The 25,123-nt window shown below is 69.8% G+C and carries 16 protein-coding genes; 5 read left to right on the top strand and 11 right to left on the bottom strand.

What is annotated here, in order from left to right:
- Window positions 1-7: 7 nt before the first annotated feature.
- The 4 genes from G8346_RS01045 to rimO all read right to left on the bottom strand — a co-directional run bounded on the left by G8346_RS01045 (window position 8) and on the right by rimO (window position 16,715).
- A complete protein-coding gene (locus G8346_RS01045; protein ID WP_166047312.1) occupies window positions 8-5,392 on the bottom strand; it encodes a DUF1566 domain-containing protein in 5,385 nt (1,794 codons plus the stop codon).
- The gene (locus G8346_RS01050; protein ID WP_166047313.1) at window positions 5,393-8,734 is read right to left on the bottom strand and encodes a hypothetical protein; all 3,342 of its coding nucleotides are present in this window, start codon (window positions 8,732-8,734) and stop codon (window positions 5,393-5,395) included.
- A complete protein-coding gene (locus tag G8346_RS01055; RefSeq protein WP_166047315.1) occupies window positions 8,734-15,264 on the bottom strand; it encodes a Calx-beta domain-containing protein in 6,531 nt (2,176 codons plus the stop codon). Before G8346_RS01055 ends, G8346_RS01050 begins: the two co-directional genes overlap by 1 nt.
- Window positions 15,265-15,398: 134 nt before the next feature.
- The gene (gene rimO / locus G8346_RS01060) at window positions 15,399-16,715 is read right to left on the bottom strand and encodes a 30S ribosomal protein S12 methylthiotransferase RimO (protein ID WP_166047317.1); all 1,317 of its coding nucleotides are present in this window, start codon (window positions 16,713-16,715) and stop codon (window positions 15,399-15,401) included.
- Window positions 16,716-16,747: 32 nt separating this feature from the next.
- On the opposite strand from rimO, the gene thiS reads away from it, so the two are divergent.
- The 3 genes from thiS to trmB are packed head-to-tail and all read left to right on the top strand — an operon-like array spanning window position 16,748 to window position 18,481.
- Entirely contained in the window at window positions 16,748-16,948 is a 201-nt protein-coding gene (gene thiS / locus G8346_RS01065; RefSeq protein ID WP_166047319.1) for a sulfur carrier protein ThiS, read from the top strand.
- Between the two features lies 1 nt (window position 16,949).
- Window positions 16,950-17,750 (top strand): thiazole synthase, encoded by an 801-nt coding sequence (locus G8346_RS01070; protein WP_166047321.1) that lies wholly within the window; start codon window positions 16,950-16,952, stop codon window positions 17,748-17,750.
- Between the two features lie 2 nt (window positions 17,751-17,752).
- On the top strand, window positions 17,753-18,481 hold the full coding sequence (gene trmB, locus G8346_RS01075) for a tRNA (guanosine(46)-N7)-methyltransferase TrmB (RefSeq protein ID WP_166047323.1): 729 nt from the start codon (window positions 17,753-17,755) through the stop codon (window positions 18,479-18,481).
- A gap of 200 nt (window positions 18,482-18,681) precedes the next feature.
- On the opposite strand, the gene G8346_RS01080 is transcribed toward trmB, so the two are convergent.
- The gene (locus G8346_RS01080; RefSeq protein ID WP_166047325.1) at window positions 18,682-19,302 is read right to left on the bottom strand and encodes a MarC family protein; all 621 of its coding nucleotides are present in this window, start codon (window positions 19,300-19,302) and stop codon (window positions 18,682-18,684) included.
- A 138-nt stretch (window positions 19,303-19,440) separates the two neighbouring features.
- Between G8346_RS01080 and G8346_RS01085 the strand changes: the two genes are divergently transcribed.
- Together G8346_RS01085 and G8346_RS01090 are read left to right on the top strand one after the other, a co-directional pair.
- A complete protein-coding gene (locus tag G8346_RS01085; protein ID WP_166047327.1) occupies window positions 19,441-19,734 on the top strand; it encodes a DUF6763 family protein in 294 nt (97 codons plus the stop codon).
- A gap of 65 nt (window positions 19,735-19,799) precedes the next feature.
- Window positions 19,800-20,222, top strand: coding sequence for a nuclear transport factor 2 family protein (locus G8346_RS01090; RefSeq protein WP_166047329.1), 423 nt, complete (start codon window positions 19,800-19,802; stop codon window positions 20,220-20,222).
- Window positions 20,223-20,234: 12 nt separating this feature from the next.
- On the opposite strand, the gene G8346_RS01095 is transcribed toward G8346_RS01090, so the two are convergent.
- From G8346_RS01095 to G8346_RS01120, 6 genes are all read right to left on the bottom strand, one after another.
- Window positions 20,235-20,633: a DUF2802 domain-containing protein gene (locus G8346_RS01095; RefSeq protein WP_166047330.1), complete on the bottom strand. Its 399-nt coding sequence runs from the start codon at window positions 20,631-20,633 to the stop codon at window positions 20,235-20,237.
- Window positions 20,634-20,823: 190 nt separating this feature from the next.
- Window positions 20,824-21,399 carry a chemotaxis protein CheW gene (locus G8346_RS01100; RefSeq protein ID WP_240901212.1) on the bottom strand — a complete coding sequence of 192 codons (576 nt, stop codon included), beginning with the start codon at window positions 21,397-21,399 and terminating at the stop codon, window positions 20,824-20,826.
- Entirely contained in the window at window positions 21,396-22,175 is a 780-nt protein-coding gene (locus G8346_RS01105) for a ParA family protein (RefSeq protein WP_166047332.1), read from the bottom strand. Before G8346_RS01105 ends, G8346_RS01100 begins: the two co-directional genes overlap by 4 nt.
- Window positions 22,172-23,092 (bottom strand): flagellar motor protein MotD, encoded by a 921-nt coding sequence (gene motD, locus G8346_RS01110; RefSeq protein ID WP_166047334.1) that lies wholly within the window; start codon window positions 23,090-23,092, stop codon window positions 22,172-22,174. The genes G8346_RS01105 and motD overlap by 4 nt, the downstream gene beginning before the upstream one ends.
- A gap of 3 nt (window positions 23,093-23,095) precedes the next feature.
- On the bottom strand, window positions 23,096-23,842 hold the full coding sequence (locus tag G8346_RS01115) for a flagellar motor protein (RefSeq protein WP_166047368.1): 747 nt from the start codon (window positions 23,840-23,842) through the stop codon (window positions 23,096-23,098).
- Window positions 23,843-23,928: 86 nt separating this feature from the next.
- Window positions 23,929-25,123 (bottom strand): chemotaxis protein CheA (locus G8346_RS01120; protein WP_166047337.1); only part of this gene is annotated, 1,195 nt, incomplete at its 5' end.

The following is a 25,123-nucleotide window of genomic DNA, read 5'->3' on the forward strand; positions in this document are numbered from 1 at the left end:
GTCCATCTCACTCCAGCGCGTCGAAGTCGTCGCCGCCGCGGACCAGGCGGACGCCGTGGTTGTCCAGGGACAGGTCCAGCGTCGTGCGGACGAGCGCGCCATAGTTGAACGCACCGTGCCAAACGCTGGTATCCGTGCCATCGGTGAACGAGACCGTCGAGGTCCAGTAGGACGCGAGCCTCGGGAAGTTGTAGAACACGCTGCCGGGCACGGTGTCACTGAGGATCACCGGCCGGTCCCGGTTGAGGAACATCAGGGACTCGAGCTCCTTCATGCTGGGCAGGCGCCAGTCCGATTGACCGCGATGTCCGATCACATTCGCCTCGTTCGGGATGCGCACGGCCTCCCGCCAGGGCATCTGGAGGCTCGTGGTCACGGCAGCGCACTCGTTCGCGCCGGCATCCCAGGCCTGGCCCCATTCGCACTTGTCCCACGTGAGGCCCGTGCTGAGGTCGGTGACGGTGCCGTCGCCATTGTCGGCGAAGTCTGTTTCTGGGAACTGGGTACCGTTGACGAGCCGGACGTACTGGCCGGTCGTGCCGTCGGCGTTGCTAGGTTCGCCGAATGCGAACAAGACTGTCGCGTAGCTCAACGGGAACGATTGCGCACGGTTCTGTTCGATTGCCCAGTACCCGGCAGCGCCAAGGAAGCCTACGGTGTTCGGGAAGAACCGCGTGTCCACCGCCGGCCGGTTGCGCTCATAGTCGACGATCGAGAGCAACTCGCGACGCTTCGGAACTCGCCAACCCGTGAGGCCGCACAACCCGCTGTCACTGTTGGCCGCATTGGCAAACGTGAAAGCCTGGCCGCGAGTGTACAGGGTCCTCGAGTTCTCCGGCGTCTTCACCTCCCAGGTCAGGCCCGTGACGTTGTCCCGCACACACACGGGCGTGCTGGCGGGCGCACCGGCCACCAGCGGGATCTCCTGGCCGGTGGCGTCGAGCGGCGTGAAGTCGAAGCCGGCCGAGCCGCCCCCGACCTTGGCCAGTATCCCGGCGCGGGCGCGTGCATCGCGGCCGAAGCGGCCGTCCTGCCGCGGCCAAGTCGTCTCGTCGCCGCTGACCTCGGCCGTGCACTCGACCATCGCGGTGCCGTCGAAGCAGGAGGTCCTGCCAGTGTCGTTGAGCCGGCCGCCTCCCACCTCGGGCGTGTCCAGCACGTCGAAGTCGTCGCCGCCGCGCACCACCCGCATGGGATACCCGCTGTTCGTCAGGCCGGAGAAAGCCACTCCACCGTCGCCGAAGCTGACGCGCACGGCCTCCAGCGCCGTCGCACCGACCTCGGGCTCGTTGGCGCGCGAGCTCACCGTGGAAGTCCAGTAGCTGATACGCGCGGTATTCGGGAACACGGCGTTGTCGATCGCCGCGACCGTCGTGCCGGGCGCCTGCGCGACCAGGTCGACGATGGATTCCAGTTCCACGCGGCTGGGCAGGCGCCAGTCGCTATGACCCCGGTGGCCTGCCGCGTTGGTGTCGCCGACCAGCCGCAGGGCGTCGGGCCAGGTCCTGGTCTCGGCGTTGCTAATCGCGGCACAGGTGTTCGTGCCCGCATCCCAGGCCTGGCCCAGGGAACACTTGTCCCAGATGAGACCGGTAGCCAGGTCGGTCACGGTACCGTCGGCATTGTCCACGAGGTCGGCCGTCGGCAGCCGTTCGCCGCGCACCACGCGCACCCGGTAGCTGGTCCCGTTGGTGTTGTAGAAGGCCTGGCCGAAGGCAAAGTGCACATACCATGCGTTGGCGCTGTTGGGCCGGTAAACATCGTTGCTCCAGTACTCGGCGCCCACCGCGTTGGGGAAGAAGCGGGTGTCGATGGCCGGGTTGCGCCGGGCGGAATCTACGATCGAGAGCAGCTCGCGGCGCAGCGGCAGCCGCCAGTCGGTGAAGCCGCACAACCCCGCCGCACTTAATGAGCTGGCGTAGCTGAACCCCCCTGCCCGGCTCATGGTCGTGTTGCGATTCTCCGCCGTCTTCACTTCCCAGGTCAGGCCGGTGACGTTGTCGCGGATGCACGCCGGGGTGGTCTCGGGCACGCCGCCCACGATGGGGATCGGGTTGCCGGTCGCGTCCAGCGGCGTGAAGTCGAAGCCGCCCGAGCCGCCACCCCGCTTGTCGAGCTGCCCGCCGAGCCACTGCGCGTCGCGGCCGAAGCGGCCGTCCTGGCGCGGCACGGCGGCCGCGTCACCGGTGACGTCCTCCAGGCAGGCGGCCATGGTCCCGGTCGACTCGTCGTAGCACAGGAACTGGCCCGAGTCGTTCAGCCGGCTCGTCCCCGGCTCCGGCGGCGCCTCCGGCGTGGCCGAGGCCGGCGCCGAGTAGGTACGCACGCCCTGGACATGCCGCACCTCGAGCAGGTACCAGTAGCGGCGCCCGTTCACCAGGCCCGACTGCACCAGCGGCTGGGAGACGTTCTCGAACAGCTGGCCACCGGTGTAGGAAAGGCAGTTGGCGAAGCCGGCCAGCGGCTCCTGTTCCGCGCGGCACAGGGCGAAGGTGGCGCCAGTGAAGTCGGCCGCGTTCCAGCCCAGGGTCACCTGGGCGTCACCGCCCGTCGCCTGCAGGTTCACGGCCGGGAAGCACAGCACCAGCACGCCCGGGAAGTCCGCGCCGTTGATCACGCCGCTGCCGTTCTGCACCAGGCAGTCCTGCGGCGGGCTGCCGGGCTGGGCGCCGACGCTGACGGTGAAGGCGCTGCCATCAACCAGCGACGTGGGGAAGGTGAACAGCCCGTCTCCGGCCAAGTCGAGCTCGCCGGCGCCGTTATTCAGCAGCAGGCGCAGCACGTTGCCATCCACCAGGCCCTGCACTTCGCCACCGACGAAGCAGCCGGCGGCGCAGCCGCCCTCGGGCGGCGTGTCGTTGATGATGATGCGGACCGTGCCGGCGCCCGAGAGCACGCCCCCGTCGATGCCGGTGATGCGGACGCTGAAGCTCTCGTCCTCTTCCAGCTCGCGGTCGCCCGCGATCTCGATGCGCACCAGGGCAACGCGCTGGCCGGCGGCGATGGTGACGCTGCCTTGGACGGCGACGAAGTCCTGCCCCGGCGTGGCGCCGTCGCCGGCGTCGATGAAGGTCTCGAAGAAAATAGTCACGGGCTCGGTGTGCTCGCGCTCCAGCTCGATGCCCACCAGCGCGTAGCCGGCGCCGGAGGCCGGCTCGAACACGCTGAACTCCGGGTCCAGGCGCACGCCCGGCCGCGTCGGGCTGCCGGTGCAGAAGTCGAGCGGGTCCACCGGGCAGGGATCGGCAGCGTCGAGCACGCCGTCGCCATCGGTGTCGGCGAGCCACGGCAGGCCGATGCGGTTCAGCGGCACGGACAGCTCAATGCCGTTCTCCAGGCCATCCAGGTCGCTGTCGGCCAGGACATCGGCGATGGAAGTGTCGTTCGCCAGCGCTGCGGCCGCGCCGGGCAGCAGGAACAGCCGTGCCAGGTACACGCGCCCGGCATCCTCGTCCAGCAGCGTTTGCAGCCTGGCAAGGTCGAGCGGCTCGCCGCAGCGCGCCAGGAATGCATCCCAGGCCTCGCCATCGCCCTGCAGGAGGGTACGTTCTTCCTCGGTGAGGTAGCAGCGGATGTCGAAGCTGCGCTGGAACTGCGCCGCGATGTGCGCGTCTGAGCGGGTGCCCGCCGGGGGCGCCTCGATCCATGGAGTGAGCCAGGCCGCGATGGCCTGTAGCGGGCCGCCCGCGGCCACGTCGGCGGCCATCGCCGCATGCGCCGTGTCAAGATTCGCGCCGGCCTCCGCCAGGTCCTCCAGGGCCGCCTCGACGCCCTGGACGAACTCGGCATTTATCGGCAGGCCCCGGTAGGCGAACAGCACCAGCGGCTGCCGGCCGGCGACGCGCGCCTCCTCGCCAAGCGCGCCCTCGAGAATACTGACCACGGCTGTGCCGGCCGCGTCGGGATTCACCACCTCCTCGACTGCTAGCCGCGCCGCGAGGAAGCGGATGAAGTCGCGACGCCACTCGGCGGCGGTCTCCCACGCGCCGGCCCCGGCCAACTCGCGGAACAGGAAGGGCGTGACGTCCGGCCAGCGCGGCAGCCAGGCTTTGAAGACACGCCTGGCCTCGACATCCGGTGCCCGGGCGAACTGCTCGGCGGCCACGATCATGCTGTCGCCCGCCCCCAGGCGCAGCTGCGGCAGGCGGCCCTCGGCCAGGCGGGCCTCGGCGTCGATGCGCTGGAGGCGCGTGGCGACCGTGGCGGGGTCGATGCGGGCTGCCTGGAGTTCGTCCTCGGTGAGCAGCGCCGGCAGCGAGTAGGCCAGCACGCCGACCGCGGAGGCCGCCGTCACGTCCAGCCACGGCTCGGTCGTGAGGGTCGGCAGCTGTCCTGCCGTGACCACCCGCTCCGGCTCATACAGCCGGCCCGCCGCGGGAAAGTCCTTGTAGCGCAGCACACGCTGGCGGAACGATTCGCTCTCCGCCGTCTCCTCGCCCTCCGGCGCCAGCAGGGGCTCCGGGTCTTCCGGGTTGGTGCGGCGCAGGCGTTCATCGAAGTCGGCCCAGCCGTCGGCGTCCGTGTCGATCGGCAGGCCGTCCTCGTCCAGGCATCCGTCGCCGGTCTCGACAGGCACCAGGTTCTCGTCCAGGCAGCGCGAGCGCAGCCACTTGTCGAAGCGGCTCCAGCCGTCAGCCTCCAGCGCCTGCCAGTCGTCGGCGAAAGGATCGAGGCCGAGCTCGGCCTCGACCAGGTCTGGAATGCCGTCGCCGTCCGTGTCGCGGCGGAATCCGTCGGGGTGGGTCGAGGCGAGGGTGTAACGGGCCTCAGCCTTGGCGCGCGAGACGTTGTTGACGGAGAGATCCGCATTGACCTGGTAGTCGCCGTCGCGGACCAGGTAAATGATGCGCGCGAAATAGCCCTCCTCGAGCTCGGCGCCGGCCAGGTCGGCCACAGACAGCGCGATCGGTTCCGCTGCTTCCCCGTTGACCTGCCAGCTGAGCACGGCGCCGCCGGCGCGGATGACCGCGCTGCTCACTTCCAGTCGCACCGCGATGGTGCCGTCGTAGGCCCCGTCTGCCGGGCGGATCAGCAGGCTCGGCCGCTCGGCGTCGAAGGCGCCGGGGATCGCCGCCGCACCGACGTCGGCCAGGCTGAGCGCGGGCTGGCCCGGCGTGGGCGCAACGGAGCTGCCCGGCACGGCGTTGACCAGTGCGATCTCGCCGCTGGAAAGGTTGATGCGCGGCGAGCCGGAAGGCGCGAACTCGTCCACCCAGGTGCCGAAGTCGTAGGCCACGACCTGTCCGGTCTCCGGATCCAACACCCAGACGTTGCCGGTGGTGCCGTCGAAGAACGGGCTGGCGCTGGCGAACGCGCTGCCGCAGAGCATCGCCACGGCGGCGAGCGCCTGCAGCGCACGGAAGGGTTCGCGACCTGGCAGGTGGGTGCGCATCTACAGCCCCTCCAGGGTCGGCTTGAGCCATTCCGACTGGCGCCAGGCCACCGGGCGCTGGCGCTCGTCGAAATACACGAGCTGGTAGCGGTACTCGCGTGCCTCGCCGAAGATCGAGGCCTGGGTACTCATTTGCGGATAGCGGTCGAAGAACAGGATGCGCCAGTCATCGACACCGACGCCCACCGGCACCATCTTCAGGAAGGGATCGTTCAGGCGCCAGGTCACGATCGGGCGATCAGTCAACGGCGACTCGATTACCTCGCGATCCCAATGCGCGAACTCGATCAGGGGCGAGACCTGCTGCCAGTCGCCCGGGGCGCCTTCAATTGGGCGCGCCTGGCGGTAGACGAGGAAACCCGCGGCCGAGGCCAGCACGCTGTCCACGCGCAGCCGTCCACGCTGTGCGCAGACCATGGTGGGGAGCGGCGGATATCCGGCGACCGCCTCGCGATCGTATGAGCAGTCCCCCGCGTCCTCCAGCCCGCTCAAGCGCCCCAGCTCGATGGCGTAGATCGGCTGGCTCCCAAGCAGTAACTGAGCATCCTCGCCCCCGATGGCGCCCACGACCTCGGACTGCGACACCTGAGCCTGGTAGCCGGCATTTGTAATGCCGATGCTGCGCAGATAAAGGAAAGGCAGCAGTGAGGCGCCAGCCGCCAACGGCGCCTGCTCAACCGGGCCAGCCACCGACGGCCACGGCAGGTAAACCGGCGGGGTCTCGGTCAGCGCGGAGCGGCTGACGCAGCGTCGGGGCGTCCACTCCGAGACCCGGGACTGCTGCTCCACGCCATGCACACCCACCGAGCGCAGGCTGACGCACCAGCGATCCACCTCGCCCGCCAGCCCCGCCACGGTGCGGACGTGATTGACGGGGTCGCCCGCGCCGAACCCGGCCACCGGCACACTGAACACCTCACTGACCGGATCGCCTTCGGCGGGCTCGTGCTCCAGGCGCACCAGCACGGCGGCAAGCGGCTCGACCGGCAGCCGCCAGCGCAGCTGGGCCGCGTTCGACGCGACGTCGAAGTCGAGCAGCTGCGGCATGCCGGGCGGCTTTAGCTCGCCCGTCACCAGCACGCAGGGCGTGGCCTGCGCGACCGAGACGTTGTTGTTGGCATCCTGGCTGACGGCGTAGCCGCAGAAGTAGCCCGCCGGCACCTCGAGGACCGCTGACAGGTTAGCCGTACCGCAGCTCGTCGCCACCCGCGCCTGCTCGCCGTCGATCTCCTGGAACAAGGAGACGCAGGTGTCAGGAGACGGCGCAAAAACCGAGATCTCGACCGGGCCGGCCGTGACCTCACCGGTCTCGACCGCCACCCGCTCCAGCTTCGGCTCGATGATCACCTCGCCGGCCGAGCAGAACGCGACATCCGGCGGCACCTCGGCCTGGCACGCCACACCGCCGGTGTCCTCGACCGCAGGGTAGTTGATGACGACAGTCTCGCCGGCGCACTCTGTGGCAATCTGCGCGCAGGATGCGCCCAGCGTGCCCAGGGTCACCGACTGCAGCAGCGTCTTGCCGCACGAGAGCTCGAAGGGACGGCCGTTGTCCTTGAAGGCGATGTCGAAATTCCAGGGCCCGTCCCGGCGCGTGACCGTGGCGCGGCAGCCCTGCGGATTCCCGCCCGGGCGGGTCGCGTCCACGCGCGGCGGCTCCGGCAGCTCGCGGTCCGGGAACAGCCCGCGCACCGGGGCGCTGAGATGGCTGAAGCGACCGTCGGGCGTATAGCTGGCGACGCGGTACCAGTACACGCGGCCCTTGTCGCCCGCCGGCACCTGGTCGACGAAGCGCACCACCTGCCGCCCGGAATCGAGCGCGAATTCCTGCACCTGGGCCGGCCAGACGAGATTGCTGGCGGCGCCGGCAGGCTGGCGCTCGATGTCGCACTGCATGCCGTCCGGGCGCTCGACGAAGTCGTCCACGCCGTCGCCGTCGCTGTCGCGGAACTGCTCGGCCGAGCTGAAGTCCGGGAAGCGGTAGATCGCGTAGCCGGCGACATCCAGGCGCACGCGCCGGCGCGCATCGAAGGCACAGTCCTCATCCGGCCCGACGAACTCGAGCACGCCGGTGGTCCGGGCCTCGGCGAGGTTGCAGGCGCGCCGGGTGCTGTTGAAGGTGGCGAGGTAGTTGTCCAGGTTGACCGCTTCCCAGCGCAGGGTCAGGTTCTCGCCCGCCCGCAGCATGCCGCCGCTCTGGTCAGCGAAAGGCCGGATGCTCCAGGGCGCCGGCGGCCGCGTCAGGTTGGGCACCTCGACGATCGCCACCTCGGTCGGACCGTAGTTGCCGGTGAAATCACGCGCCACCAGGTAGTAGGCGCGGCGGTCGCCCGGACGCACGCCCGCGCGCGCCAGCTCGGCAGGCGTCTCGATCCACTTCGGTCGCCGCGACACGCCGCCCGGGTCATTGAGCGGCGCATCGTTCACGCGCTGCAGCCCCTGCAGCTCGGGATTGCCGCGCGCGTCGAAACCGGCGGCCGCTGCTTCGGCGGCAAGGTCACGCCTCAGGTTGGCGGCGGACAGTTCCGGGGCCACGTTGGTGGTGGTGCGGTAGAGGTCGAAACCCGCCAGGTAGAGGTCTGCGGCGAAGGCATCGGTCGGGTTGGCGCCGGGCCGGTCCCAGGTCAGGGACACGACGTGGTGGTCGCGCGCAGACTCCGGCAGGTCGCAACGCACCAGGTCCTCGCGGAACTGGCTGAAGCCGGTCGAGCCCTGCAGCACCGTGGGGACCGTGGTGTTCACCGTCACCAGGCCGAGGCGCTGGCGCTGGCCGCCGGTGCTGACGCCGCGCAGCTCGTAGCTGAAGGTGCCGGCGCCGGGATCGTCGAGGAATGCACGGTAGCGGGCGCGGGCGATGTTGAAGTCCGTGCGCGAGGCCTGGTAAGCCCAGACCCGGTCTTCCGCCGCAGCAGCCGGGTCGAGTCGCGCCCGGATCACCGCGGCAAAAGCGCCGGCCGAGAACGAGCTGCCGCCTGACTGGGCCACGGCCTCGCGCAGCAGGGTGAGGGTCTCCTGCAGTCGCCGTGCCTGCGCAGGGCCCTGGTAGAGGGCGGCGATCTCCGCCGCGCTCATCACCGCCTCGACCGGCTGCTCGAGCAGCAGCTCTCCATCGCGCAGCAGCTCGATCCGCGCCAGGTCCGCGGGCAGCCCGCCCTCGACCAGGTCCCAGCGCAGGTACACGACCTGTCGCTGCTGGCCGGCCGCGGTGATGGACCCTTCCGGTGCGGTGCGCGCCATCAGGTAGAAGGGCGCGGGCTCGGCCTGTGCCAGCGCTGCCCCCGTCCACAGGGCCGCCACCATGAACAGCATCCATGCCACGCCTGTCTTGCCGATCTTGCGCATCAGAAAGTCCCGTCCACGTCACGCCGCAGGATGTTCCAGCCGCGGTTGTACTCGAGGGTCAGCTGGGCGTCGCCGGTGGCGCACCACTTGTCGCGGCGGCTGCGCGCCACCGTGGTCCAGGTCTCGGGCTCGCACCAGCCGCCGCCGGCGACGCCGAAGCCCTCGCCGAGGAAGCGGAAGGTGCCGTTGGCGCGTTTTTCGCCCAGCAAAGTCACCTGGCCCCGCAGCGCGCCGACGCAAAACACTTCGCCGATGGCGCCGCCACCCACCAGGCCGCCCCAGGTCCGGCCCAGCACCCAGGCGCCGAAATCGCCCCGCACGGAGAAGTTCAGGAAGCACCCGCCGGGGATGACCGGGATGGTGGCCCCGCCGCGCACGTAGCCGCCGGTGAAGCCGTCGGCCGGCAGGTCGATGAAACGATCCACGTCCGGGTCGAGCCGCGCGAGGATGTTGTCGGTCGAGCAGATTCGGCCCAACAGGAAAGCGGCCTCGCCCTGGATGTCGCCGAAGCGTGCATCGGCGCGCGCACCGAGATAGTTCTGCACATCGCCGATGCCGACCTCGAAGCCGGGGTCGTTGATGGTGACGGAACCGAAGCCGATCTCGCCCGTCGTGCTGATGCCGCCCATGAGGCCGCGCGGCGACAGCGGGATGTCGCGGTCGCCGGTGGGCGCCAGGGTGAACCCGAGCATCAGGACGTCCGCCTCGAGGTCGCTGGCCGGCAGCGGCAGCGGCAGGCCGTAGGCCGAGATGGTGACGTCGAGGCGGCTGGCTGCGCCGGCCACGCCGCAGGTACCGGGACCGTTGACCGCGCCCCAGCGCACCGCCTCGAGCGCCGCGGCGAAGCCGGTCGGGCCGTCCCCGACCACGCTGCCCAGCTCCCACTGCGCGCCCAGGCGCACCCGCTCCAGCTCGTTGCCGGCGATGACTGCAAAGCCGTCCATTTCGAAGGCCTTGAGGGGCATGCTGCGCACCGGCGCCAGTGCCTCGTCCAGCACGCCGTTGACGCTGCTCTCGACCGAGGCCACGGCCTTGCGGATGGCGAAGTTCAGCTGGTCGGTGAGCTGCAGCACGAGGCCGGTCACCTGCTGGCCGATCTCGTCGAAGTGGCGGTTCATCTCCTCGTGCAGCTGGCGCACCGGCGCCGTCTTCATGATCTCGGCGACCAGCAGGCGCCGCAGCTGGTCCGGCGTTGAATACGCGCCCGGCAGGAACTCGAAGCGATCGACCTCAGTGCTCACCCGGTCGAACAGAAGGTCCACGACATCGCTCACCGGGCCGGTGAGCAGCTCAATCACATCGCGATCGCCGGGCGCGGTCGACACCAGCCGGTTCACGGCGCCGCCGGAGTTGCTCTCCAGCCCCGATTCCAGCTGCGCGAGCAGCACCGAACCGGGCTCCGTCAGCGGCGCCGCCGGCAGGTCGCGTTGCAACGAGTCCAGCAGCGTAGCGGTGTAGCTCAACCGATCGCGAGCGAAGCCAAAGACATCGGCCAGGTCGCCCTGCAGCTGCAGCAGCTGCGCCTGGATGAGCTGGGTGGTGTCCGTCGCGGTTCCGGCGCCCTGCCTCATGCGGGAAATGACAGCGCGCGCCCCGGCCAGCACCTCATCGACCTGTTGCGTGCACACGGCTCCACGCACGGCGGCATCGGCCGTCGCGAGGAAGCCGGCCAGTTCCTCGGCCTGGCGCGCCAGGCTGGCCTGCGCGTTGCGGATGCGGTCGCGCACCTCGGGGTCCTCGGCCAGCAGCTCGGACAGCGGCAGCAGCAGGTCGCTGGCGCCCACCAGTTCGAGCAACTGGCGCACCGAGGTGAAGCGTGCGATCACCTCCTCGAGATAACCGTTCAGCTCCGCCCCGGGGATGAAGCCGTTGTTGCAGCTGCTGTCGATGAAGCTGACGGCGCGCTCCAGCACGCGATCGACTTCTTCCAGCGCGAAACCCGCCTGCGTTGCGTAGCTGTCAATCTGCTGGTTCAAGGCGAACGCCTCGTTGATGGTGCCGACGATGGCGCCGTCCACGGCGTCCAGCCGCGCCAGCGCAGTGCCGACCAGTGCGCGCGCTGCCTGTACCCGGGCCAACGTGTCGTCACTCGCCTCATCCCCCGCACGGAGGTTCTCGATGTCCTGGCGCAATTGCAGCAGCTCGTTGCGCAGCGGCCCAGCGAGCTCGTTCACCGCAGCGTCAAAGGGTTGCCGCAGCGGCGTTTCGACCAGGTCGACCAGCTGCGCGGGCAAGGCATTCAGCGCCGCCAGTCGCTCGCTGGCGATGACGAAGGGATCCTCGCCGAAGGGGGTCAAATCGGCGGCGGCCCCGCCGAGGGACTCGAGGCTGCGCTCGAGCCCCTGGCGGGTCAGGTCCTCGAGACCGCGTCCCGCCAGGCGGTTGACCACGAACACGGCGTCCTGGACATCGCTCAGCCCGGGCTCCAGCACGGGCTGGCTGAGGATGCCGACCGAGATGAGGAAGTCATCCACGCGCCGCAGGGTGTCGGGGTTGTCGAGGTCGATCTGGAAGCTGATGTTCCCCAGGTCGGCCAGGTTGGCGCTGGCGCCGAAACTCATCTTGGTGCGGCGCGGCTCGATGAAATTGACTACCCGCTCGGTGTCCAGCACGAAGAGATCGGCGCTCTCCGTCACGCCGACGAAGCGCGACTGCAGGCCGACCGCATCGGCCTCGGCCGAGAGATCGAGCTGGAAGGGCCGGAACCGCACCGGCAGGTCGAAGCCGTAACCGGTGTTGCCCCAGTCGTACGATGCGGTCAGCTGGGCACTTGTGCCGATCGCACCCGGCATCGCTGCGTTGGTGATGCCGGCGTCCGCGAAGTTCAGCGCGCTTTCCCGCACGACCACGGTCTGCTCCGCCACGCGCTCGTTCTCTACCACCGCGCCGTTGGCCACACGGATGTCGGCGCGCAGCGCGTTCCAGAACGGCACGCTGACCCGGGCGCCGGGGAACACCAGCGCCCCGTAGCGGCCGTCGATACCGCCGTTCGAGTCCCCGACCGTCAGCGCGGCGCCGCCGGCCGGGCCAAAACCGAAGCCGGTCTCGGGCCGGTTGGGTCGCTGGTCGACACGGTACTGGGCAGCCAGCTTGCTCTCCTGGAACGCCAGCCGGCCTTGCGGATTCCAGCCGGTCCTGAACCCCACCGGGCGATCCAGTGCGGCGAAGCGCAGGTCGTGTTCCAGCGTGAATGACTGGCTATCGGCGGCGCAGCTCTGCGCCCCGCTGAAGCTCGCACCGTAGACCTGGGCCGGAGCGCGCCAGCTGTGCAGCGTGACGTCGCAGTTCTCGTCCTTGACGCCGTCGCCGTCGTTATCGACCTCGTCACACTGCTCCCAGTCGAGGCGCATGTTGCCCAGCCTGGCCGCGCAGTTGATCGCCAGGTTGCTGAAGTAGGTCGTCAGGCCGGAGGGCCCGCCGATGTCGCCTTCCAGCGCCAGGCGGCCGTCCAGCCAGTTGAACTCGTCGACCTCGTTGTCCGTGAGACGGATGGCGAAGCGGTCGAACTGCAGCGGGTAGCCGTAGAAGGGCACCGGTTGCGCCAACTCCCCCGAGGCGACGTTGAACACGCCGGTGATGCCGGCGTTGCGCGCCACGTACTTGGCGCCCACCGAGCTGTCGAGCGCCACGGCGTCGACCTGGTTGTCGATCTGCAGTGGCAGCCCGGCAAGGCTGCGGCCGGCGCCCTCGACCGGCGCGCCGCTGGCCGGGTCGCGGTAGATTTCCGGCCCCACCGAGATGCCGACCGGGTGATAATTGCCGTCGCGGAAGGCGCGCGAGCGCGCTGGGTGCAGGCGCAGCCACTCGCCCGGGGCTGCCGACTGCACGTGGGCGAGCAGGTAGTCGCCGGGTCGCCCGCCGGCCGGCGCCCGGTACCCCGGCAGGGCCAGGTGCAGCGCACCGCCCGCCGGCAGGTCGCCCGGGCGCTCGAAGGCAAACCCGGAACCCGGATGGGCGCCCCACGCCGGTGTCACGGCGTCGGTGCTCGTGCCCGCGCCGAGCAGGAAGCCGCGGCCGTCGAGTTGCGCCTGCGCCTGCACCGCGTACTCGATCTCCGCGTCGGCGCGGCAGTCCGGCGTCGCGCAGGCCGTCGACTGGGTCATGCTGTACGCCGTCGCCAGCGGCGTCGTGCCCTGCAGCCTGCTGTCCTGCAGCTGGTAGCTGAAGGCCTGCCAGGCCACCTCGCCGCGCGGGAACACGGTCTGCCCGGAACCCGGGTTGAACGCCAGCGTGCCGGAGACACCGTCCGGCCCCAGGAACAGGCTCCCTGCACCGGCGCCGCCCTGCATCCACGGTGCATTGCTGAGCGCGCCGCCGTTCTGCGGCGCGCGCGGATCGGTGGGCGCATAGTCGACGGCGAGCAGCGAGCGCACCTCGGTGTACTGCAGCTCGATGCCGCCGGGGTTCAGCTCCGCCGCGGAGATGCGCAGCGAGAACGGCCAGTCCTCCTGGTACAGGTAGGTCGGCTGGCCCGGGCGGAACTCGAGCTGGCCGGGCAGGTAGATCGGCAGGGGGAACCCGCCGCCAATCAGCGTCCCATGACCGGGCGGCAGGGACAGCCCGGATGCCGTCAGGTCGATGTTGCCTGCGGTCAGGACCGCGCGAGACTGATCCGGCGCGAACTCTTCAAGCCCGATACACACTTCGCCGTAGACAACGATCGGCCGCTCCAGGCCAGGCGCCCCGGGCAACTCGCCCACCACGAATCCCGCCTCCAGTCGATAGCCGCGGCCGCCCTCGCATACCGCGCCCCCATCCGGGTCGAGGGCGATCACTTCGGCGATGGCAATCGTGCTGTCGCCGGCACGGATCTCAGCCGGCACGAACAGCACCGCACCGGCCGGCGCCGAGGCTGCCAGCACGGGCGCACCGGCGATGCGCGCCTCGAGCCGCAGCGTCCAGCCGGCGATGAAAGCCTGCTCCGCAAGCTCGGTGACCACGGGCGCTGCCAGGGACAGCAGGAAGCTGCGCGCGTCCGCCGGCTTGCCGGCATCCTGCAGGGCACCGACAGGGTAGATGTAGGTGCCGAGCGCGCGCTCGTCGCGCGGCCGGCCACCCTCGTCGGCCACCAGGAAGAACTCGACCAGCCAGTCGTCATCGCGTGGCGGACACGTCGCGCTCCCGCCGCAGGCCGCCGCCAGGTCAAGGCTGGCGGCCAGGGCTGCGTCCGGCTCGTTGACGAACCCGCCACTGACCGTGGCGCTGTCGCAGGCGTCCAGCGACAGCGCGCCCGCCTTGCCGGTGCTGAGCACGCACAACTCCACGACTGCGAGCTGGTCCGTGCGGCGCTCGGCCACAATCGGCAGGACATCCCGGATCGTGACCAGCCCCGGCCGCCGCACCGCGTAACCGTCGAAGCCGGTCTCTGCGTTGATAATGAAGGTCTCGTCGCTCTCCGCCAGTGCATCGATGATGAGCCGGATCTCCACGGGGATCTGTACCGTGCCGACGGGGACCTCGATCACCTCGCTGGGTCCCACGAAATCGCGCCCGCCCGTGGCCGTCTCGTCCGTGGTGAACAGGCGCAGGGAAACCGGTGCGGCGGTCGGCTGGCTGAAGCGGATATAGGCCAGCAGTGCCCCGTCCGCCTCGCGCACGGTCGGCGAACTCACGGTGATGTAGTTCAGCGAGGGGTCGCTCTCGGTCTCCCAGCTGCAGGTCCCGGTCTCGGCCAGGCAGCCCAGGATCTCAAGGTCAGTGAAAGTCAGCAGCGGCAGGTCGTAACCGCCGAACACGAGCGCCTGGTCGTACAGCCACTCGGAGGAGTAGCCGTCCAGGGAGCCGAACGCGACGACTGCTTCTTCGACGCTGGTGGCCGCGGAGAAATCCTGCACGACACTGTCGAACCCGCCCGCGTACAGCTGGCCCGAATCGTCCAGCGAGCCGACCAGCGCAGCGGAGAGCAGCAGCAGCAGCAGGTCCGGGTCGGCGACGGTCGAGGTCGAATCGATGCCGCTGTAGCTCAGCGTGCCCGCATCAGTGCCCGCGGGGAAGCCGAGGCTGGCGTTGAGCAGGTCGCTGCCGGCGTCCAGCAGGGCGTCGGTGCCGCCCTCGAAGGTCTCGGCCTGGGCGAGGATCCACGAGGCTTCCAGCGTGGTCGCAATATTGATGTTGCTCTCGAACGCGCTTGCGTCCTCGCGCACGTCGACCACGGCGAGCAGCGGCTGGTCGAGCGCGATGGTGCTGCCGTCGATCTCGCTGGTGAAGCTGCCCTCGGCCTCCAGCAGCACCAGCTCGGTCGCCTCCAGGTCCACCAGGTAGCCCTGGCCGTCAGCGGTGATCGTGGCCAGCACCGGCTCGCCCAGCTGGCCGCTGGTGCTGAAGCTGTAGGCGTTCACGGACAACTGGCTGAACAGGCCCTTCTGCACCACGCCGGACAGGCTCACCACGCGGGTGGCGGGGGGTTCTTCATCGTCCGTGGAGCGGGAAGAGTTGTCGCAGGCAGCCAGCAACAGGCCCGACAACAAGGCGACGGCCGCCAGGCGCCACCGTGACACCGGCGACTCCCGCACCGCGCTGGAACTGCTCATTTCAAGCACTGGCGACACATCTCCCCCCGACAGGCGCTCCGGGCCCCGCTCTTACGGCGGGGGCTCCTGAGGTGGTTAACGCAGGATCGGGAGAAAACCCGCCAAACTCGTCGACGGGAACCGGGAGAGCCGGATCAGGCCGGCGGCCGCGCCTCGAGGTCGTAGTCGTCGGCGCCGGTGATCTCGACCTCGACCAGGTCGCCCGGCTCGAGCTCGCCGCCGCCGAGGAGCTTCACGCGGCCGTCGATTTCCGGCGCCTCGCGGCGGGTGCGGCCGTAAGCCACGTCTTCCTCGGGGTCGGCCTCGTCGACCAGCACCTGCTCGATGTCGCCCACGCGCGCCGCCAGCCGCGCCGCACTGATCCGGGCCGCGACTTCCATGAAGCGCTGCCAGCGCTCTTCCTTCACTTCCTCGGGCACCGGTGCGGCGACCTCGTTGGCCGTCGCGCCCTCTACCGGCGAGTACTGGAAGCAACCGACGCGATCGAGCTGCGCCTCCTCGAGCCATTCCAGCAGGGTCTCGAACTCGGCCTCGGTCTCGCCGGGGAAGCCGACGATGAAGGTGCTGCGGATGGCCAGCTCGGGGCAGGTGTCGCGCCAGCGGCGGATGCGCTCCAGCGTGTTCTCGGCCGCCGCCGGCCGGCGCATGCGCTTCAGCACGCTCGGACTGGCGTGCTGGAAGGGGATGTCGAGGTAGGGCAGCACGCGGCCCTCGGCCATCAGCTCGATGACGCGGTCGACGTGCGGGTAGGGATAGACGTAGTGCAGCCGCACCCAGGCGCCGAGCTCGCCGAGGCCGCGCGCCAGGTCGAGGAAACGGGTCTCGTAGCGCTCGCCGCGCCAGGTGTCGGGCAGGTACTTGATGTCGGAGCCGTAGGCGCTGGTGTCCTGCGAGATCACCAGCAGCTCCTGCACGCCGGCGCGCACCAGCCCCTCGGCCTCGCGCAGCACCTCGCCGATGGGGCGGCTGGCGAGGCGGCCGCGCAGCGCCGGGATGATGCAGAAGCTGCACTTGTTGTTGCAGCCCTCGGAGATCTTCAGGTACGCGTAGTGGCGCGGCGTGAGGCGGATGCCCTGCGGCGGCACCAGGTCCATGAAGGGGTCGTGCTCCGGCGGCAGGTGCGCGTGCACGGCGGCCATGACCTGTTCGTAAGCTTGCGGGCCGGTGATGCCGAGTACGTTGGGGAATTTCTCGCGGATGGTCTCGGGCCGCGCGCCGAGGCAGCCGGTGACCAGCACCTGGCCGTTGGCGGCCATGGCTTCGCCGATCGCCTCCAGCGACTCGTCCACCGCGGCCTCGATGAAGCCACAGGTGTTCACCACCACGAGATCCGCGTCCTCGTAGGTCGGTACGGTCTCGTAACCCTCGGCGCGCAGGCGCGTGAGGATGCGTTCCGAGTCCACCAGCGCCTTGGGGCAACCGAGGCTGACAAAGCCGATGCGTCCGCTCATGGCGCGGATTCTACACGTGTAAAATACGCCCCATGGAGATCACCCTGAACGGCGAACCGATGGAACTGCCGGACGGCGCCACTGCCGCCGAACTGGTGGCGCAGCTCGGCCTGTCCGGGCGGCGCTACGCCATGGAAGTGAACGGCGAGCTGGTGCCGCGCAGCGCCCACCCCGCCCATCGCCTGGCGCCGGGCGACCGCGTCGAAATCGTGCATGCCGTCGGAGGCGGATGAAATGACTGAATCAAACAAGCCCACCGCCGATGTGCTCGAGCTCGCCGGCCGCACTTACCGCTCCCGCCTGCTGACGGGCAGCGGCAAATACCGTGACTTCGAGGAAACCCTGGCGGCCACCGAGGCCGCCGGCGCGGAGATCGTCACCGTGGCGATCCGGCGCACCAACATCGGCCAGGACAAGGACCAGCCGAACCTGCTCGACTACCTGTCGCCGGATCGCTTCACCATCCTGCCGAACACCGCCGGCTGCTTCACCGCCAAGGACGCGGTGCGCACCTGCCGCCTGGCGCGCGAACTGCTCGACGGCGCGCCACTGGTGAAACTGGAAGTGCTGGCCGACCAGCAGACGCTTTTCCCGGACGTCACCGCCACGCTCGAGGCGACGGAGATCCTGGTCAAGGAAGGCTTCCAGGTGATGGTCTACACCAATGACGACCCGATCATCGCCAAGCGCCTGGAGGAGATGGGCTGCGTCTCGGTGATGCCGCTGGCCGCGCCGATCGGCTCGGGCCTCGGCATTCGCAATCCCTACAACATCCTCACCATCGTCGAGAACGCGAAGGTACCGATCCTGGTGGACGCGGGCGTCGGCACGGCCTCGGACGCCGCGGTGGCGATGGAGTTGGGCTGCGACGGCGTGCTCATGAACACCGCCATCGCCGGGGCAAAGAACCCGGTGCTCATGGCTTCCGCCATGCGTAAGGCCGTGGAAGCGGGCCGCGAGGCCTTCCTCGCCGGGCGCATCCCGCGCAAGCGCTTCGCCTCCGCCTCCTCGCCCATCGACGGCACCTTCTTCTGAGCGTGAACGGCCCGTCGAGGGACCCGGCGGAGAGCCCGGCGAGCGACCCGGCGTCCCCGGGGCATCGCCCCATCCGCAGCTTCGTCAAGCGCGCCGGTCGCCTGACGCCGTCGCAGGCGCGCGCACTCGAGCAGCTCTGGCCCCGCTTCGGCATCACGCCGCCGGCCGCGCCGCTCGACCTGGACGCCCTGTTCTGCCGCGCGGCGCGGCGCACGCTGGAGATCGGCTTCGGCAACGGCGACAACCTCGCCGAGCTGGCGGCACGCCACCCGGAACGCGATTACCTCGGCGTCGAGGTGCACGACCCCGGCGTCGGGCACCTGCTGCTGCGCATGGAACGGGAAGGACTGGAAAACATCCGCATCGCCCATCACGACGCCGTGGAGGTCGTGGATCGCTGGCTGCCGGCTGCCTCGATCGACGAGGCGCTGATTTTCTTCCCCGACCCCTGGCACAAGAAACGCCACCACAAGCGCCGCCTGGTGCAGCCGGCCTTCCTCGACCGGCTCGCCCGCGTCATGGCCCCGGGCGCGCGCCTGCACCTCGCCACCGACTGGGCGCCCTACGCGGAGCAGATGTTGGAGGTGTGCGAGGCCTCGCCGCACTTCGAGAACACGGTGGCGGGCGGCGGCTACGCGCCGCGGCCTGAGACGCGGCCGCAGACGAAGTTCGAGCGTCGCGGCCTGAAACTCGGCCACGAGGTCTTCGACCTGCTCTACCAGCGGGTTTGAGCGGCATGCGGGCCTGGACGATACGGCCCTGATCCGGGCGCCGGTGCAAGCCAAACCGCGGCCTGTCATGGGGTGCCGCGCGTGGTGCATCGTGAGATGTTCCATTTGCGGACGCTCGCGAACAGGACGTTCGCGAGCGAGCCTACAGGGACGTATTTACGGCGTTCCGCAAATGGGACGTCTCACGATGTGCCGGGGGGTTAGACCAGGACCTCCGTGATGCCGTCGACGACGTACTGCGCCGCCAGGGCCGACAGCACCACGCCCAGCAGCCGGCTGATCACCGAGCCGCCGGTGACGCCGATGACGCGCATCAGCGGCTGGGTCAGCAGCAACATCACCAGCGTCACTGCCAGCGCCAGCAGGCCCATGGCCAGCACCAGGCCGACGCCGATCCAGTCGGCCGCGCCCGCCGTCAGCAGCAGCATGGTGGCCAGCGCGCCCGGGCCGGTGATGAGCGGGAAGGCCATCGGGAACACCGAGATGTCCTCGCGGTAGCGCGCCTCGTCCTGCTCGCGCACGGTCGTCGAGCGCAGGCCGGACTCGCGCGCCAGCACCATGTCCACGGCCAGCAGGAACAGCAGGATGCCGCCGGCGATCTTGAAGGCCGAGACGCTGATGCCCAGCAGGCGCAGCAGCCAGTCGCCCGCGAGCGCGAAGACGATGAAGATCGCGGCCGAGATGGCGATCGACTTGAAAGCCATCTTCTTGCGGTAGCCGGGCTCGCCGCCACGGGTGAGCGCGCCGAACATCGGCACCAGCGACACCGGCTCGATGACCACGAAGAAAATGATGAATGTCTTGAGGAGTTGCTCGGTCATGACCGCGCGGCTTTGTTGCGGAGCACACTTGCAGCCGGGTGCAGGTGAGCTATAAGTGAGGGGCAGGGCAAATTCAGGCAGCGTGTCGCTGCGAAAGGCCGGCAAGGATAACAGGCCCGGCTGAACGGGGAAATCACAATGTCATTACCCACACCCTCGATCGGAGACTGGTACCAGGCCCCAGGGGGCGTGCTGTTCGAGGTGGTTGCCGTGAACGACCAGGACGGCACCATCGACATCCAGCATTTCGACGGTACGGTGGAAGAACTGGACCTCGACGCCTGGGAGGAGAGCGAGTTCCAGGCGGCAGATCCGCCCGAGGACTACTCCGGGTCGCTCGACATCGAGCGCGAGGACTACCGCGCCGACCTTGAGCAACCTGCGAAGCAGGAATGGTCGGACCCGCTCGACTACCTGGATCGCTCCGAATAGCCTCGCGGGGTGACTTGGCATTTCCCCGGCGGCACGGCCGGGACGACGACAGGGAGGTTTGCGTCTTGAGCCCACCGAGCGGCACGACCCACTTCAGCAGCGCCGAGGACTGCCAGGAAGCTTTTTACCGCGCCATGCGCGAGGGCGACAGCGAACAGATGCGCCGCACGTGGCTGGTATCCCCGGGAACCACGTGCATCCACCCGGGGGCCATACCTCTGATCGGTTACGACGCGGTGATCAGGAGCTGGACTGCCATCCTGGACAGCGGCAACGGCATCCGCGTCAACTACGAGCCGCGCAGCCGCTTCGCGGTCGACCGCCTCGTGATCCACGTCGGACTGGAAGTCATCCGGGTCCCGAACGACGGCACGGTGCTGGTCAGCGTGACCAACGTCTACGAGCTCACGGGCGAGGGCTGGAAGATGCGCCTGCATCACGGCGCGCCGGTGCACGGCAAGGCACCTGTCGCCCGCGCGATGCACTAGGGCGGTCGGGCCTCAGCGGCTGCCGCCGCGTCCGTGCAGTGCGATCACCAGCTCGGCTTCGCCCCGGTTCAGGCCGCAGTCCTGCACCAGTTGCTCGGCACTGCGGCCTTCCTGCGCCAGCCGGATCGCATGGCGATAGCTCCCGCTCTCCTCGTCGAGGATACGCAACTGTTCCTGGCGCTCGCCGAGCGTATCGAGGCGTTGCTGCATCACGGCGCATGCGCCCGTGGTCTGGCTGACGCCCTGCGCCAGCTGCGCGGTGTGCTCCTGCGCAGCACGCAGTTCCGCCTCCAGCATCGCGACGCGCGCTGTCAAGGCCTCGATCTTCCTGGCCGCGCCCAGCGCCAGCCGTATGGCGACGGCCAGCACCACGAGCAACGCCACGGCGGCCATGACCTGGTGGTCATTCATGCATAGTCATCCACGATGCGCCCGGGGGCGGGCCGGGGTTCCGGCCCTGATTCTCGCTCATCCTCGGCGTCCGGAGCGACTCCCTCGTCCTTGCCGGGTGACGGCGGCCGCGGCAACCCGCGCTCTCGCCGCTCCCCGGGGGGTTTGCGCGGCCACGTGGGCTCGAGCGGGTTGAGCGGCCCTGGAGGCGTCATGCAGCGGCCCCTGCCCCCACTCGGCTCGGCAACAGCTTGTCGACATCCACCAGCACGATGAAGCCGTCGTCGCTGCGCGCCACACCGCGTATGAAGGGCGCCTTGTCGCCCTGTCCGACCACCGGCGTGGATTCGAATTCCTCCGCCCGCAGCTTCATCACCTCGGCCACGCTGTCCACCCGCAGGCCCACGGCCTGGCGGTCGCTTTCCATCACCAGCACGCGGCATGGCGCATCGCTGGCCGCGGCGGGGAGGCCGAGCCGGGAGCGCGCGTCGATCACAGGCACGATGCTGCCGCGCAGATTGATGATCCCCAGCACGCTGTCGGGCGCGCCGGGCACCGGGACGATGTCGGCCGAGCGCAGCACCTCGCGCACGCGCAGCACGTCGAGCGCGTAAGTCTCTCCCTCCACGCGGAAAGTCACGCAACGCCGCGGCAACTCGCACCCTCCCTCGGCGGCATCGCTTGCAGGCAGGGCCGGAGCCGCGAGGGCGACCGCCGGCACCGGCACGCTGCTCACACCCGCGTCCAGCATCCCCGCCACCCAGTCTTCAGTATTTGCGCCACTCATGCCGCGGCCTCCTGTGCCAAGTGCTTGCCGGTCACGCCGGCGCCATCGAGCCAGTCGACCAGCCCGGAATAAGCCTGCCCCGCGCGGCCCGGCGCACCGGCATACAGGCGACCCGCCTCCGCCGCGTCCCGCAGGCTCGTGTCCACCGGCACCAGGCCCGGCCAGGCCTGCGCCTCGTAGCGAGAGCGCAACAACTCCAGGCTGCGGCGCCCGGCGCCGGTGCGGGGATCGTGCAGCGTCGGCACGATGTGCCAGGTGATCTTGCGCGCGAGGGAGCGCTCGACCATCGCCACGGTGCCCGTCATCCGCTCGAGTCCCTCCAGCGCCAGGAACTCCGTCTGCACGGGGACCAGCAGCCGGTCGCATGCCGCCAGCGCGCTCACCATCGGCAAGCCGAGCGAGGGCGGACAATCGATCAGGGCCTCTTCGAACTGGCCCGCCAGGCTCGCCAATCCGGCGGCCAGCGCCCGCGCGCGGCCCGGCACGCCATGGCGTTCCACGCCGGCCAGTGCCGGAGACGAGGGCAGGATCGAAACGCCCGCCTCGACGTCGAGCCGTTCCCGCCATGCGGCCTCCTCCGGCTCGCCCAGGAACAACTGCTCGACGCCGCGTCCCTCCGTGCGCGGCTGGCGCAACCATGCGGACAAGGAGCCCTGCGGATCCAGGTCGACCAGCAGCACGCGCCGGCCACGCTCGGCCATGGCCGCGGCCAGCGCCACCGTGGTGGTGGTCTTGCCGACGCCGCCTTTCTGGTTTGCTACCGCGATCGTCCTCATGACGTCGCCGCCTTCTCGCCCGTCTCGGCCGCCTCGACGGAGCCGGGCGCGTCACGCGAGGACAGGGCGGGATCCCGCGGCGTGTTCTTGCCGGACAGCACCACGATGAGCACGCGCCGGTTCTGGCGCCGCCCTTCGGCGGTGTCGTTGCCGGCCACGGGCCGGTGTTCGCCGTAGCCCACCGCCGCCATTGCGGCGGGATCGACGCCGTGCGCGGCGAGCAGGTGCACCACGCTCGCCGCGCGCCCGGCCGACAACTCCCAGTTGGACGGGAACTGCGCCGTGCTGATCGGCACCGAGTCGGTGTGACCCTCCACCTGCAGCCTGACGTCGGCTGCGGCCAGCAGCTGCGCCAGGCGACTGATCGCGGGCTGGGCATCGGCCGCCACAGTGGCGGATCCGCTGGCGAACAGGAAGCTGGTGTTGATCTCGACCTCGAGCCAGAACGAAACGCGCTGCACGCGGATCAGGTCGGCTTCGATCAGCGGCGCCATCGCCTCGATCACCTCGTCGGCGAGACGCTCGATCATGATGAAGGAGGAATCGTTCTCTGCACTCGCAACCGGCGCACCGCCGTCGGGCCGGCGCGACGCCTCGTGCACGACTTCCACTGGTTTCTGCTCGGGCACCATGCGCCCGTCGACCTCGAAAGGCACCAGCGTGCGCGGCAGGCCGGTCGGGATTTCCTCGTCGGCACGCACCAGGTAGGGCCCGATCTGGATCGGCTCCAGCGAGCGCGGCGGCGCGCGGAAGGCCGCGACCAGCGAGTCGGCCAGCACGCGGTACTTGCCCTCGTTCACCGAGGACACCGCGTACATCACGACGAAGAACGCCAGCAACAGCGTGATCAGGTCGCCGTAGGGAATGGCCCAGGCTTCGTGGTTCAGGTGCTCCTCGTGTTTCTTGCGCCGCGCCATGACCTAGCCTCCGCTCACGTAGCCGTTGAGCTTGACCTCGATGCTGCGCGGGTTCTCGCCCTGGGCGATCGAGGCCAGGCCCTCCACGAGCATTTCGCGGTACTTGCTGCCCGCGGCCACGGTCGCCTTCAGCTTGTGCCCGACCGGCAGGAAGAACAGGTTGGCGCTGGCGATACCATAAATCGTCGCGGTGAACGCCGCAGCGATACCGTGGCCGAGCTTGCTCGGATCGGCCAGGTTCTGCATCACGGCGATCAGGCCCAGCACGGCGCCGATGATGCCCAGCGTCGGCGCGTAGATGCCCATGCTCTCGTAGACCTTCGCGCCGAGCGTGTCGTAATCCTCCAGCGTGTCGATCTCCACGTGCAGGATATTGCGGATCATGTCCGGCTCGGTGCCGTCTACGAGCAGCTGCAGGCCCTTGCGCAGGAACGCGTCCGGCTCCTCCTCCGAGCTGCGCTCCAGGCCGAGCAGGCCTTCCTTGCGCGCCACCTGGCTCCAGCCGACCAACTTTTCGATCGCGCCGCTGCGGTCCATTTCCGGCTCGCGCAGCACCCAGCGAAACATTTTCAGCGCGCGCAGGAAGGCCTGCATGCGCCACTGGATCATCGCCGCCGAAATGGTGCCGACAATGACGATGACGAAGGCCGCGACGTTCCACAGCGCGCCCAGCCCGCTGCCCTTGAGGATGCTGCCGCCGAGGAGAGCGAAAACCGCGAGAAACAGCCCGCCCAGGCTCAATACGTCCAGTCGCCCGCCTGTCGCGGGCCCGGCCTCCGGCGCTTCTTCTTCAGCCGTCCGTGCGAGGCCGGCCTCGACCGAGTCGCCCGTTGCACTCATGAGGCCAGCCTCTCGGGCGCGACCGGTGCGTGGCGCGAAACCAGTCCGCGCGGATCGAGAATCAGCGCGATGCTGCCGTCACCTGTAATGGTCGCGCCCGAGAAGCCGGGCAATCCGTCCAGCACGCTGCCCAGGGGCTTGATGACCACGTCTTCCTGGCCGAGCAGGGCATCGGCTGCCAGGGCAGCGAATTCCCCGGCGCCGAGGTCGACCACGACGGCATGGCTCGGCCGCGCCGACTCGTGCCCCGGCAGGAACCACTCCGCCATCCGGTGCAGCGGCATGGTTTCGTCGCGCACCATGACCACCTCCCGCCCCTCCACGCGGCGGGTGCGGCAGGTATCCAGCTCCAGCAGCTCGCGCACCCCGGCCAGCGGCAGGGCGTAGCGCAGCCCCCCGACGCTGACCAGCAATGTCGGGAAGATGGCGAGCGTGAGCGGCAGCCGGATCTCGATGGTCGTGCCGATGCCTACGCGCGAGTCGATCACCACGCTGCCGTTGAGCCGCCCGATCGCCGTGCGCACCACGTCCATGCCGACGCCACGGCCGGAGACGTCGCTGACTTCCGCGCGGGTGGAGAAGCCGGGCATGAAGATCAGGTCCCACGCTTCCGCATCGCTGAGGCGCTGCGCCGCGTCCGCCGAGTGCAGGCCCTTTTCCACGGCCTTGCGACGCAGCACTTCCGGGTCCATGCCCTTGCCGTCGTCGCTGATCGCGATCACGATCGCGTTGCCCTCCTGTGCGGCCGACAGCTCGACCTTGCCGGCGCGCGGCTTGCCCAGCGCCACGCGCTCCTCCGGCGTCTCGATGCCGTGGTCGACCGCGTTACGCACGAGATGGACCAGCGGGTCAGCCAGCATCTCGACCAGGTTCTTGTCCAGCTCGGTGTCTTCGCCGTGCAGCTCCAGGTCGACTTCCTTGCCCAGCGTACGCGCGGTGTCGCGGGCGACACGCGGGAAGCGGCCGAAGACCTTGCGCACCGGCTGCATGCGCAGGCGCATGACGGCGGCCTGCAGTTCGGAGGTGATCAGGTCGAGGCCGGACACCGCGGTCTCAGCTGCCTCGCCGCCGCCGCGCATTTTCAGGGCCACCAGGCGGTTGCGGACCAGGACCAGTTCTCCCACCAGGTTCATCAGCGTGTCGAGCCGCGCGGTGTCCACCCGGAGCGTCGGCTCCGGCGCCGCGGGCGCG

Source organism: Thioalkalivibrio sp. XN279 (assembly GCF_011089885.1).
Lineage (GTDB): Bacteria > Pseudomonadota > Gammaproteobacteria > Steroidobacterales > XN24 > XN24.

Bases quoted from the DNA above. Each gene is read 5' to 3' on its own strand.
- motD (WP_166047334.1), bottom strand. From the start codon at position 23,092: ATGGCGCGGCGCAAGAAACACGAGGAGCACCTGAACCACGAAGCCTGG.
- G8346_RS01070 (WP_166047321.1), top strand. From the start codon at position 16,950: ATGACTGAATCAAACAAGCCCACCGCCGATGTGCTCGAGCTCGCCGGC.
- G8346_RS01100 (WP_240901212.1), bottom strand. From the start codon at position 21,399: ATGAGTGGCGCAAATACTGAAGACTGGGTGGCGGGGATGCTGGACGCG.
- G8346_RS01055 (WP_166047315.1), bottom strand. From the start codon at position 15,264: ATGAGCAGTTCCAGCGCGGTGCGGGAGTCGCCGGTGTCACGGTGGCGC.
- G8346_RS01085 (WP_166047327.1), top strand. From the start codon at position 19,441: ATGTCATTACCCACACCCTCGATCGGAGACTGGTACCAGGCCCCAGGG.
- G8346_RS01050 (WP_166047313.1), bottom strand. From the start codon at position 8,734: ATGCGCAAGATCGGCAAGACAGGCGTGGCATGGATGCTGTTCATGGTG.
- G8346_RS01045 (WP_166047312.1), bottom strand. From the start codon at position 5,392: ATGCGCACCCACCTGCCAGGTCGCGAACCCTTCCGTGCGCTGCAGGCG.
- G8346_RS01080 (WP_166047325.1), bottom strand. From the start codon at position 19,302: ATGACCGAGCAACTCCTCAAGACATTCATCATTTTCTTCGTGGTCATC.
- G8346_RS01105 (WP_166047332.1), bottom strand. From the start codon at position 22,175: ATGAGGACGATCGCGGTAGCAAACCAGAAAGGCGGCGTCGGCAAGACC.
- thiS (WP_166047319.1), top strand. From the start codon at position 16,748: ATGGAGATCACCCTGAACGGCGAACCGATGGAACTGCCGGACGGCGCC.
- G8346_RS01095 (WP_166047330.1), bottom strand. From the start codon at position 20,633: ATGAATGACCACCAGGTCATGGCCGCCGTGGCGTTGCTCGTGGTGCTG.
- rimO (WP_166047317.1), bottom strand. From the start codon at position 16,715: ATGAGCGGACGCATCGGCTTTGTCAGCCTCGGTTGCCCCAAGGCGCTG.